The organism is Candidatus Megaera venefica, assembly GCF_034554655.1.
Lineage (GTDB): Bacteria > Pseudomonadota > Alphaproteobacteria > Rickettsiales > Rickettsiaceae > Megaera_A > Megaera_A venefica.
The window spans coordinates 1-11,223 of the sequence record NZ_JARJFB010000051.1 but is presented as its reverse complement, the minus strand read 5'-3'; the positions used below and the strand labels follow the sequence as shown (position 1 = coordinate 11,223).

General features: G+C 34.4%; 14 protein-coding genes. 5 read left to right on the top strand and 9 right to left on the bottom strand.

The features are described from left to right. A partial coding sequence (locus tag Megvenef_RS04220) for a transposase (protein WP_322776028.1) occupies positions 1–328 on the bottom strand: 328 nt, incomplete at its 3' end. A gap of 71 nt (positions 329–399) precedes the next feature. On the opposite strand from Megvenef_RS04220, the gene Megvenef_RS04215 reads away from it, so the two are divergent. Next, complete coding sequence (locus Megvenef_RS04215) at positions 400–663, top strand: hypothetical protein (protein ID WP_322776741.1); 264 nt, start codon at positions 400–402, stop codon at positions 661–663. Between the two features lie 186 nt (positions 664–849). On the opposite strand, the gene Megvenef_RS04210 is transcribed toward Megvenef_RS04215, so the two are convergent. The 6 genes from Megvenef_RS04210 to rpsB form a co-directional block, all read right to left on the bottom strand. Further along, entirely contained in the window at positions 850–1,599 is a 750-nt protein-coding gene (locus tag Megvenef_RS04210; RefSeq protein ID WP_322776740.1) for an ABC transporter ATP-binding protein, read from the bottom strand. Then, positions 1,596–2,387, bottom strand: coding sequence for an ABC transporter permease (locus tag Megvenef_RS04205; RefSeq protein WP_322776739.1), 792 nt, complete (start codon positions 2,385–2,387; stop codon positions 1,596–1,598). The genes Megvenef_RS04210 and Megvenef_RS04205 overlap by 4 nt, the downstream gene beginning before the upstream one ends. Positions 2,388–2,423: 36 nt before the next feature. Further along, the gene (rfbA, locus tag Megvenef_RS04200; protein WP_322776738.1) at positions 2,424–3,302 is read right to left on the bottom strand and encodes a glucose-1-phosphate thymidylyltransferase RfbA; all 879 of its coding nucleotides are present in this window, start codon (positions 3,300–3,302) and stop codon (positions 2,424–2,426) included. Positions 3,303–3,365: 63 nt separating this feature from the next. Continuing rightward, complete coding sequence (gene rfbB / locus Megvenef_RS04195; protein WP_322776737.1) at positions 3,366–4,442, bottom strand: dTDP-glucose 4,6-dehydratase; 1,077 nt, start codon at positions 4,440–4,442, stop codon at positions 3,366–3,368. 245 nt (positions 4,443–4,687) lie between these two features. Continuing rightward, a complete protein-coding gene (gene tsf, locus Megvenef_RS04190; protein ID WP_322776736.1) occupies positions 4,688–5,605 on the bottom strand; it encodes a translation elongation factor Ts in 918 nt (305 codons plus the stop codon). A 38-nt stretch (positions 5,606–5,643) separates the two neighbouring features. Next, complete coding sequence (gene rpsB / locus Megvenef_RS04185) at positions 5,644–6,564, bottom strand: 30S ribosomal protein S2 (protein ID WP_322776735.1); 921 nt, start codon at positions 6,562–6,564, stop codon at positions 5,644–5,646. A 316-nt stretch (positions 6,565–6,880) separates the two neighbouring features. On the opposite strand from rpsB, the gene Megvenef_RS04180 reads away from it, so the two are divergent. After that, positions 6,881–7,243, top strand: coding sequence for a hypothetical protein (locus Megvenef_RS04180; protein ID WP_322776734.1), 363 nt, complete (start codon positions 6,881–6,883; stop codon positions 7,241–7,243). On the opposite strand, the gene Megvenef_RS04175 is transcribed toward Megvenef_RS04180, so the two are convergent. Continuing rightward, complete coding sequence (locus tag Megvenef_RS04175; protein ID WP_322776733.1) at positions 7,226–7,972, bottom strand: N-acetylmuramoyl-L-alanine amidase; 747 nt, start codon at positions 7,970–7,972, stop codon at positions 7,226–7,228. The genes Megvenef_RS04180 and Megvenef_RS04175 overlap by 18 nt on opposite strands. A gap of 90 nt (positions 7,973–8,062) precedes the next feature. On the opposite strand from Megvenef_RS04175, the gene lepB reads away from it, so the two are divergent. The 3 genes from lepB to era all read left to right on the top strand — a co-directional run bounded on the left by lepB (position 8,063) and on the right by era (position 10,565). After that, positions 8,063–8,863, top strand: coding sequence for a signal peptidase I (gene lepB, locus Megvenef_RS04170; protein ID WP_410519759.1), 801 nt, complete (start codon positions 8,063–8,065; stop codon positions 8,861–8,863). Further along, the gene (rnc, locus tag Megvenef_RS04165; protein ID WP_322776732.1) at positions 8,863–9,558 is read left to right on the top strand and encodes a ribonuclease III; all 696 of its coding nucleotides are present in this window, start codon (positions 8,863–8,865) and stop codon (positions 9,556–9,558) included. The genes lepB and rnc overlap by 1 nt, the downstream gene beginning before the upstream one ends. Positions 9,559–9,683: 125 nt before the next feature. Next, positions 9,684–10,565 (top strand): GTPase Era, encoded by an 882-nt coding sequence (gene era / locus Megvenef_RS04160; protein WP_322776731.1) that lies wholly within the window; start codon positions 9,684–9,686, stop codon positions 10,563–10,565. Between the two features lie 98 nt (positions 10,566–10,663). Here the strand turns inward: era and Megvenef_RS04155 are convergent, their stop codons facing one another. Further along, positions 10,664–11,086, bottom strand: a complete 423-nt coding sequence (locus Megvenef_RS04155) for a hypothetical protein (RefSeq protein WP_322776730.1) — start codon at positions 11,084–11,086, stop codon at positions 10,664–10,666. Between the last annotated feature and the right edge of the window lie 137 nt (positions 11,087–11,223).

The following is an 11,223-nucleotide window of genomic DNA, read 5'->3' as shown; positions in this document are numbered from 1 at the left end:
CTTCAGACACATCAAGATCTTGCTGCAAATATTCATAACCACAAAAATATTGCCAATAAATATTTTCCTTTAGCTCTTCCTCCGTAAACGAATCAGAACCGTTGTACATAGCTTGAAGCATTGATAGTGCTAGCATTACTCTATGATCTTTCTTATTTCTACCAAATTGCTTGATTTCAATGTTAGGCAATGCTCTGGCTTCAAGTTCAGACCAATTTACTAAATCCCTTAGTTTATATAACTTGTTTTTAGGATTTAGTTTTGTAGATAATTTCTCTTCAAATAACCTTTCTTGTTTTTGGAGAAAAGTAATATTTTCTATAGGCATAATTTTAAAATCCGTAAGCTTTATGCGGTAATTATACCATTTTCTTATGGATTTTGTAAGCTGTTTATGACATGAAACCCCTTGTTAATTCAGGCGGGGAGAGTTTTGACGGAGGGACTATTGACAAACCCCCAGAAGGTACAAAAATTCCTTCAGTAGGGAAAATGGCTCTAAATAAAATTTATACAGATCAAATGGAGTCAACGAAAGGTATGAAGCTTGATCAGGACAGGTCAAAAGTACAAAGAGCAGCCGGAGCAATAGCAGATAAGGCCGGTATTGTAGACCATGAAAAAAGAGCTATGAAGCCTAAAGCTAGTGGCCAAGAACGGTAGTAATATTCTGATGGGTTAAAAATATAAAGATGCCTAGCATGTTTTTAGCCTCTTCTTCTAACGGCCAGGAATCTTGGAGTCGAGCTCAGGAGAATATGTAGTAATTCTGTTATGCTGAACTTGATTCAGCATCCTTTTGCCGCTCGGGATCCTAAGTCAAGCTCAGGATGACTACCTTGCTGTTATTTATAAACTAAACTCTAGAATATTTTTCTCATATTTCTCTATTACTTCGTCTACTGGTCCATCGGCAATTATTTTACCGTGTTGTAACCAAATTATTCTTTTGCAAAAATCACGCACTAGTTCCATGGAATGTGAGCTTAAAATCAAAGTACACTCTTTAGATAAAAATTCTTCTAACTTTTTTTTGGCTTTCGCCGCAAATTGTGCATCCCCAGTACCCATGACTTCGTCAGCTACTAAAATCTCTGGTTCAATTGCTGTAGATGTGGCAAAAGCTAATCTAAGATTCATGCCTGTGGAATAAGTTCTGATAGGCTGATAAATAAAATCACCTAATTCAGAAAATTCAATAATTTCAGGTATTTTTTTCTCTGCTTCTGCTTTGCTTAGGCCAAGAAACATCAGCCTTATCATAATGTTTTCAATACCCGTTAGATGATCTTCAAACCCTGTATGGAAATCAAGCAATGGAGTTACTCTACCATTAACTACAACCTTACCTTTTAATGGATGAAAAATGCCTGCTATTGTCCTAAGTAATGTTGTTTTACCAGCACCATTTAGCCCTATAATTCCTAATTTCTCACCTTTTTTTACAGAAAAAGATAATTCATCTATAGCTCTAAAAGTTTTAGCAGTCGGTTTTTGAGCCTTCGCATAAAAGTTTAGAACTGCATTTTTTATGCTATATGCATCGTCACTATCCAAATAATAATCTACTGCAACATTATGTAATTCAACTGCGTTCATGCCCAAAACGGTACAAGCCGCCCCCATCGTTTTGCTAGAATAATTTGAAAAATAAGCAGTAAACTTGTAAAACCAATAGCTATAGCATATTGAGTTAACTCTGCAAACTCTGCATTAATAATTGGGTGTCTTACAACTTCAATTAAAGAAGCGAATGGATTCATGTAAATAACTATACTAATTCCCTTTTTTATCAATATTTCCGGAGGAAATATTACTGGCGTTACAATAAATAGCAGTGAAAAAAGTCCTGTTAACGCATGTTGAAAATCTCGGTAGCGCAGTCCTAAATAGGCCATGGTACCACTTGCAGCATAAAAATAAACCAATAAAATAACTAATCCAGGGATAGCATATATAATTCCGAGAAAACTAAATTTATTGAAAGCAATAAATACGACTAAAGCTGTTATTAAACCAATCATAAGATAATATGCATTTGTCAGTAACGAGCGGAAAATAAATACGGATTGAGGTAATGAAAATTGCTTTAGATAGCCACGTGCGTTGATAAAAATACTGCAGCTTTCGACCATTGATGAGACAATGAATCCCCAAATCGCAATACCTACGACCAAAAATGGAATGAATGTACCACTTTCAACTCCAAACATTTTTGACCACACAATGTTTGCAACTAAAGCAAACATCAATTGCTGGACTACCAACCACCCAATTCCAAGATAAGAACGCCTAAATCTGCTTTGTAAATCTTGCTTTGACAGAAAATAATATAAGTCAAACTGCTTTATAGCGCTATGTAGTATACTTGATTTTTTATGACTCATAATATTGATATCTTTGGTGATAATATTTCAAAGTTTTTATTTGCCCATTTTCAACAAGCTTTGCAAATATTGACCATATTGATTCTTAGATAAGGGGGCAGCCAATTCTTCAAGCTTTGCATCATCTATCCATTCTAAATTCCACGCAATTTCTTCAGGACATGCAACCTTCAAACCTTGACGATGTTCGATAGTAGCAATAAATTGTGAGGCTTCTAAAAGTGACTCATGCGTCCCCGTGTCAAGCCAAGCGTATCCACGTCCGAGCACTTTAACTGACAAAGAATCTTGCTGCAAGTATAATTTATTTATATCTGTAATTTCAAGCTCACCTCGGAGAGAGGGTTTGATCTGTTTTGCAAATTTTATAACATCATTATCGTAAAAATATAACCCAGTTACAGCATGATTCGACTTTGGAATTTCTGGTTTTTCCTCAAGAGATATTGCTCTACCAGTTTTATCAAATTCAACAATACCATACCTCATTGGATCACTAACATTATACGCAAAAACAGTTGCCCCTTTAGTTTGCGTACTGGTCTCTGTTAAAATTTGAGCAAACTGGCTACCATAAAAAATATTATCACCTAGTACTAATGCGCTTGGTGAGCTGCCAATGAATTCAGCTCCGATAATAAATGCTTGTGCTAACCCATCTGGGTGGATCTGGACTAAGTAACTAAAATTCATTCCCCACTTACTTCCGTCCCCCAACAACTCCTGGAACAATGGAATGTCTCTTGGTGTAGATATAATCAAAATATCTCTAATACCAGCGAGCATTAATGTTGATAAAGGATAGTAAATCATTGGTTTATCAAAAATGGGAAGCATTTGCTTCGATATGCCAAGCGTTGCAGGATACAGTCTGGAGCCAGAACCTCCAGCTAAAATGATGCCTTTTCTATCCATAAATATCTCATTTATTTTAGTCTTGTAATAACTAATGCATGATGAGAATCATCGTGACTTGAGTCATGGATGATTTTCTGTGTTATTATTAGCCCTTCTTGCTTTAATTTTATCTAACCAACTTCTATTAGCCAAATACCATTCTATAGTTTTTTCTATACCTTGTTCAAATGGTATTGCTGCAGTCCAACCTATATCTTTGTATATTTTTCTTGCATCAATAGCATATCGTCTATCATGACCTGCCCTGTCTTTGACAAATCTTATCAAATCTTTATATGAATTAATAGTAGATGAAGGTATTAGTTTATCAAGGATTGAACAAATAGTCTCAACAACTTTAACATTAGTTCTTTCGTTATTGGATCCTATATTATAGCACTCACCAATCTTTCCTTTATTTAAAATCTCTCTAATAGCAGAACAATGGTCATCCACATGTAACCAATCTCTAATATTCTTCCCATCACCATAGATAGGTAACGTCTTTCCTTCTAGAGCATTTAAAATTGTTAGCGGTATAAGCTTCTCAGGATGTTGAAACTGTCCATAATTATTTGAACAATTAGTAATTAGCACCGGAAGATAGTAGGTATGGTACCAAGCTCGTACCAAATGATCTGACGCTGCCTTGCTGGCAGAATAAGGACTGTTTGGTTGATACGGGCTTATTTCCGTAAAAGCAGGATCATTCATTTCTAGAGATCCGTAGACTTCATCTGTGCTTACATGCAAAAAGCGAAAGTGATTTTTCTTTTCTTGCGTTAAACTCAACCAATATTTTCTTGCACATTCTAAAAGATTATATGTTCCGTTAATATTGGTGGTAATAAATTCTCCAGGATTTTCTATAGAGCGATCGACGTGACTCTCTGCTGCAAAGTTAATAATAGCTCTAGGCTTATATTCTAGCATCAAGGCTGATACTAGTTTATCATCTGCTATATTACCTTTAACAAAAATATGATCTTTATTATTCACTAGTGAGGCCAGGTTGTTTTCATTCCCTGCATAAGTAAGCAAATCTAAATTTACCACTTTGCCCAAAGACTGATTTAACCAGTTAATCACAAAATTCGAGCCTATAAAACCAGCTCCACCAGTGACTAATATTGTTTCATTTACCTTCAAACTTGTCATAATCTTATAAAGAATTGACTCTAGAGTTGTTCCGTCAAAGCTATATTTTATAAATAAAATCAATATGTTTTGACGGGATTAATATCATAAGAAATCAAGCTTTAGAACGACCTTCGCTTGATTTCAGATTTATATATTTTGTTTTCTTAACTAGTCTTTAGTAATTACCAGTTAACATGATAGTCTTTTGTCTTGCAACCATTATATACTTACTTGCGCGAGTTGTTTTGATACACGAACTGAGACTATTTTCCTACTACAGCAGCAACTTCATCAGCAAAGTTTTTCTCTTCCTTCTCAATACCCTCACCTCGTTCAAATCTAATATATGATTTCAACTCAACTGAAGTACCGAGCTCTTTTGCTAGTAATGAAATAACATCAGAAATCTTAGTTTTATTATCCATAACAAACACTTGATCCAATAGAACAATTTCTTCTAGGAACTTACGGATTCTACCTTCGATCATTTTTGCAATAATATCATCTGGTTTACCAGAAGCTCTAGATTGTTCGGTAAATATGTCCTTTTCTCTTTGAATCATATCTTGGCTTACACCCTCTTTATTAAGAGTTTGTGGTCTGCTGGCTGCGACATGCATCGCGATTTGTTTACCAGTTTCCATAAGCTTAGCCTTATCACCGCTTGACTCAAGAGCAACAAGAACTGAGATCATGCCCATATTCTCAGCCGAAGAGTTGTGAACATAAGATGCTATCACACCATCTTTTACAGAAAGAGTTTGCATGCGACGTAAGCTCAAGTTTTCACCAATTGTCGCAACATTGTTTGCTATTTCTTCTTCAACAGATTTCCCTGATTGGCTTTTAGCTACTTTTAGAGAATCAATATTATCTAAACCTACTGCTAATTCAGCCACATTTTTGACCAAATTCTGGAAAATTTCATTTCTTGACACAAAATCTGTTTCAGAATTTATTTCAATTGCTGCTCCTTGTGTACCCTTTACACAAACAGCTGTTAAACCTTCAGCAGCCACTCTGCCAGCTTTTTTTGCAGCTGCAGCTAGACCCTTAGTTCTAAGCCAATCAACAGCCGACTCAAAATCGCCATTTGTTTCCAATAGCGCTTTTTTGCAATCCATCATGCCAGCGCCGGTTTTTTCTCTTAAATCTTTAACTAGTGATGCTGATATAGACATTACTTAATCTCCGTGAATTGTTTTTATTAAGCTTTAGATTATTTTATAGCCGGAGCTTTTTTTGCCTCGACTTTTTCTGTCTTAACTTCCTCTATTCTTTCTTCTTTAACCGCTCCTGTTACAGGTTTTTTTTCAGAAACTTCAACTTTTGGTCTAGCCTTAGACACTTTAGCTACTTTTTCTAATTTGGTTACCCCATCAAGAGTTTTATTTTCTTTGGCAACTTTATTTGCCGAACCAACATCCACACCAGAATCAGCAAGAGCATCTTGTATTCCAGCAAGAGCAGCATCAGCAAAAAGACTGCAATATAATCTAATCGATCTAATCGCATCATCATTTCCAGGAATTGGATAATTGATATTGTCCGGATCAGAATTACTATCAACAACGGCAACTATTGGTACACCAAGCTTTACAGCTTCGCTAATAGCCAAGTGCTCTCTATTTGTATCGATAATAACCAATAAATCAGGACGCCCACCAATTTTTCTTATACCAGATAGTGATTTTAATAATTTACCTCTTTTACGGCTAAAATCAAGAATCTCTTTCTTTGTATAAGTTGCAATTAGTTCTTCATCTTCAAGAACTTTTTCGATGTGATCAAGTTTCTTGATAGATTTTGAAATGGTGCTCCAGTTAGTGAGCATCCCACCAAGCCACCTGTTATTAACGTAAAACTGACCGCACTTTTCAGCATATTCAGCAATTAATTCGGTTGCTTGAACCTTGCTACTTACAAAAAGCACTTTGCCGTTATTTTTTACTGTTTCATAAATCTTTTGCAAACCAATTTGCATTAACGGTACCGTTTGTTGCAGGTCAATGATATGGACTTTATCTCTGACACCATAAATATATGGAGCCATTTTAGGATTCCATCGTGAAGTTTTATGACCAAAATGAATACCAGCGTCTAGCAAATCAGCGACGCTAACTTTAGGTAAGTTAGACATTATATATCTCCTATGTTTTGTTAGTTTAACCTCCGCATAAACTAAAGACCTGACTAGCAGACTAACAAAGCTTATGCGTGTGAATTTCTTAGCCCTTAAATTTTAAAGACCAAGAGTGGCAAATAATATAGTAAATAAGCTAGGCGAGCAACAGAAATCTTAAGGTACTGTAATAGCGACGCTAACAACATAGAGCTTTTAAGCCCTAAATCAACCTTGTACATAATATTTATTGATCTTAAATATGAATTACATTTAAGACATCACACGTATCAAGTATTATAATACGCATATGTTATTAATTTAGGAAATAATAATGAAACCATTACCTAGATTGGTTGTATTTTTTCTTGCATCATTTATGGGTATATTTATTTGGTGGCTGATAAAACCTGGAAAAATGGGAGCCCCGTTTGATTCTTATAGTATACCTGTTAATTTTATAGCCTTATTTGTTTCCAATTTTCTTATACTTGGTTTTATGAGACCTCATGTTTTTTTAGGTTTTATTGGATTTACAGTGGGTCAAATTGTATATTTAACGCTTGCTGAGCCAAGTGACTCCCTTTTTATACTGGGCCTCGCTATAGCAATATTTATTTCAATACTTATATCAGCTCTAAGTTATGTTATCTTTTTGCTTATCGAATTTTTAAGGAAATTAATATTTGATAAGTAGCTTTGCCAACATTTCTTCAGAAACAGAATCCCAGCTATATATAGATTCAAAATCGTTGAAAAAATTAACTCCCCTTTTAAGAAGAAGTGATGGATAAAATTTTGACTGAAAGGCTCTTATTACGTAATTTGTCTGCATATCAAACTCTGAACTCTCTTCTATTTTATAGCCGAGCTGAGCAAGATTATGTTGTAATTTTCTTATCATATCACCTTTATCGCCAAAATAGTATAGCTCCTTATATTCTAATCTAGATACATCATGCCAAATACCAAGGTCATTATTAGCAAAAAATTGCCAGTCAAAAAATATCCCTGGATCGATTTTTCTATCCGGTGCCACATCAGAATGGCCAATAAAATTTATCGAAGGCACAGAATATTTTTGTACCAGTACTTTACTAAGAGTAAGGCACGAATTTATTTGTTCTCTAGAAAATTTATTATTACCTAAATTATCTAGCTCTATTCCTATAGAATTTTGGTTAAGAGCAGATTGCCCTTTCCAAAAACTTTTACCAGCATGCCAAGCTATTTTATCATCTGCAACCAGTTGAAATATCTCTCCATCTTCTTTAATTAAATAATGAGAACTCACTTCAGCCTCTTTGTCGATTAATCTGTTTAGGGCCAAATTAAATGGCATTTCGGTATAATGGACAATTATGTATTCAATTGGTTTTTTTCGATCGGTAAAGTTTGGTGAGGTGAAATTAGCGTTGATTAGCATAAAAATATGGATTAATTTTGCTTTGGAAGTTAGTATATCGCAAGATTTTACTTTTTTCTAAATAAATAACTTAAATTTAAAGGATCTAAATTGACTCAGCAAGAAACCTCTAATCATACTTTACAAGGATCTTTTAGATCCGAAGTGTTCTCATTGTTACTTGTTATCATTTTAGCTCTTGGGGTCAGAACTTTTATTTTGGAGCTTTTTTACGTTCCTACTGGTTCAATGAAAGCTACAATCTTGGAGGGAGATTACATTTTCTCTACCAAGTACAGTTATGGCTATAGCATTTATTCTATCCCGTTTAATCCAGATATTTTTGAGGATCGTATATTTGCAAATAAACCAGAACGGGGAGATGTGGTCATTATGCGCCCGCCACATGATATGCAAGAACGCTATATAAAGAGATTATTTGGCTTACCTGGTGACAAGATACAAATCATTGATGATCTTATTTACATAAATGATACACCAATTGAACGGATAGAAGTCGGCAGTTATATAGATGAAGAAGGAATAAACTTCAGAAAGTTCAAAGAAACATTACCAAATGGTTCTAGTTACTTTTCTTATAAAATGAAATATCCATCAACCAAAGTTGCTGTTGATCACAGCAACTTTGGTCCTTATGTAGTAGAACCAGGTAAGTACTTTTTTATCGGAGATAATCGCGATAATTCTGGTGATAGTAGATATCAACTTGGCAGTGTACCTTTTAGAAATTTCATTGCTAAAGGGCGGTTTGTTCTCTTTTCAACAAAGCAGGCACTATGGGACTCAAACGAAAGTTTTTTTGGACAAATTAAAAGAGTTGGGACTTGGTTTATGTCTATAAGATTCAGCAGGTTTTTTAATAGTTTATATGAACCAGATGTAGCTGTTTAATGATTGTCGACTTTACACAACATATTGCAGGACTTGAAAATGCACTTAATTACAAATTCAAAAATCTTGCTTTACTAAAAGAAGCTCTAAGCCATCCATCTTTAAAACAACATGATAATACGATTGCTGACTATGAACGACTTGAGTTGTTAGGTGACTCTATTCTTGGCTTCCTGATTACCGAAATGATTTTCAATAACTTTCTCTTTTACGAAGAAGGTAGCATCGCAAAAATCAAAGCCTACGTTGTGTCCCGAGAAACTATAGTAAAAGTAGCAGAAACTCTTTGTCTTTCGAACTATATTTTGATGGCAGCAGGCGAAGAAAAATCTGGAGGCAAAACCAACCAAAATAATATAGAAAATGTTATGGAGGCACTTCTTGCTGCAATATACCTCGATAGCGATATTCATCAAGTAAGAAAAATAGTTCAAAATTTATGGTTTAGATATATAGAAAACATAGATTTTAATTTAATTGACCCAAAATCTTCTTTGCAAGAATGGTTGCACCACAAAAATCATAGTACTCCCGCCTATGAAGTCATTAACAAAGAAGGCCCTGTGCATGCTCCTGTATTTACTGTACAAGTTATAGTTGGACAACACAAACAAACAGCAACAGGCAAGTCAATCAAGGAAGCAGAAAAAGAGGCGGCAAGAAAATTGCTGAATATATTAAAGAATAATCTATAGTAAATTAACTTGAAGTAGGGATAGTTAATTTTAGAGCATCGTCTCGCGCAGCCTAGGTTTCTAGGTGAGCACAAACCGAGAATCGCTAAACTGGCTGTTCCTACTTCAAGTTAAGAAACTATATTATGAAAAAATCTCTTTCAGTCTGCATAGTTGGAAAACCAAACGCAGGCAAATCAACTTTACTAAATCAAATTATTGGTCAAAAACTTTCTATAGTTACACCAAAAGTACAAACTACTCGTTCAATAATCACAGGTATAGTAACACTTGATGATATTCAGCTCGTTTTATTCGATACACCAGGTATTTTTGAGCCAAAAAGAAGGCTCGAGAAAGCTATGGTACGTTGTGCTTGGTCAAGCCTTAGCAGCGCTGATATGATTGTATTAATAATTGATAGCTCATCTAAGTTGGATGACATTATGCAGGAGATTATTAAAAGAATAAGCTCAGTTGGTAAGAAAATAGTCATCTTGATGAATAAAATCGATTTGCAGTCAAAATATTACATGGAGAACATGAGTTCTGCTTCGCAAATAGCGCCTCTTGCTAAAATATTTAACATATCGGCTCTTGATGGTAATGGTATCGATAGTTTTCTCTCCTTTTTGAAAGAAAATGCAACCGATTCAGGATGGATGTATGAAGAAGATGATATCACCAATTTGCCCGCCCGCTTTTTAGCTAGTGAAATTACTAGAGAGCAATTATTTCTTCAGTTACACCAAGAACTGCCATACAACTTAACTGTAGAGTGTGAGAGTTGGCAAGAGCAAAAAAATGGTTCGGTAAAGGTTAATCAAGTGATAATTGTTGGCAGAGATATTCATAAAAATATGATAATCGGTAAACATGGAAGCCGAATAAAAGAAATTGGCTCTATAGCCAGAGTCAATATTGAAGAGCTGCTTGGCATAAAGATTCACCTATTTCTCTTTGTAAAGGTTAGAGAAAATTGGGAAGATAACCCAGAATTATATCATAATATGGGTTTGAAGTATTAGGAGTTATTATAGCAAAGATTGTTATAAATGGGACTATTATTCAAAATTTAATCGATTCATTAGCGAATGATAATCACTAATACTAATACAGAATAATTCTAAATATTCTCATTCTTAATCACAGCTTGGTAAGCATTAGATTTAAAATACTGATTTGCACTAGAACGAAAGAGAATGAATGTAAAGATTGCAAACATTATAACTTCATGAATTAGAGTTATTCTATAAGACGAGCTAAGGATTAATATAGAAAAACTAAATATATGATAACCTAAATACAAAAATCTTGCCCAATTCTTACCGTACAACATCGCAATTCCACTAGATATTGAAACAAAAAGCGCAAAATATCCTAAAGCATATTGGACACTGCCAGGAATATGTCTTTGATGTTCCATCAATGTAAAAAGCTGCTTATGATCCATAGACAAATCTGCTATAACATAAAACACTAAACCTAACACTCCGGTTACAATAAGAATCCAGCAAACTATAGTTACTGATCTTGGTCTATTATTCATACAAGTCTCTTTATCTTCTAAAATTTAAATATATTAATTAACATCACAGTCAAACTCAATAGTCTCTCCGTCAAAACTCTAAATTTTTGATATAATTTCAAGAATTTCAAAAATAAATCACCGCACATTCATTTTTT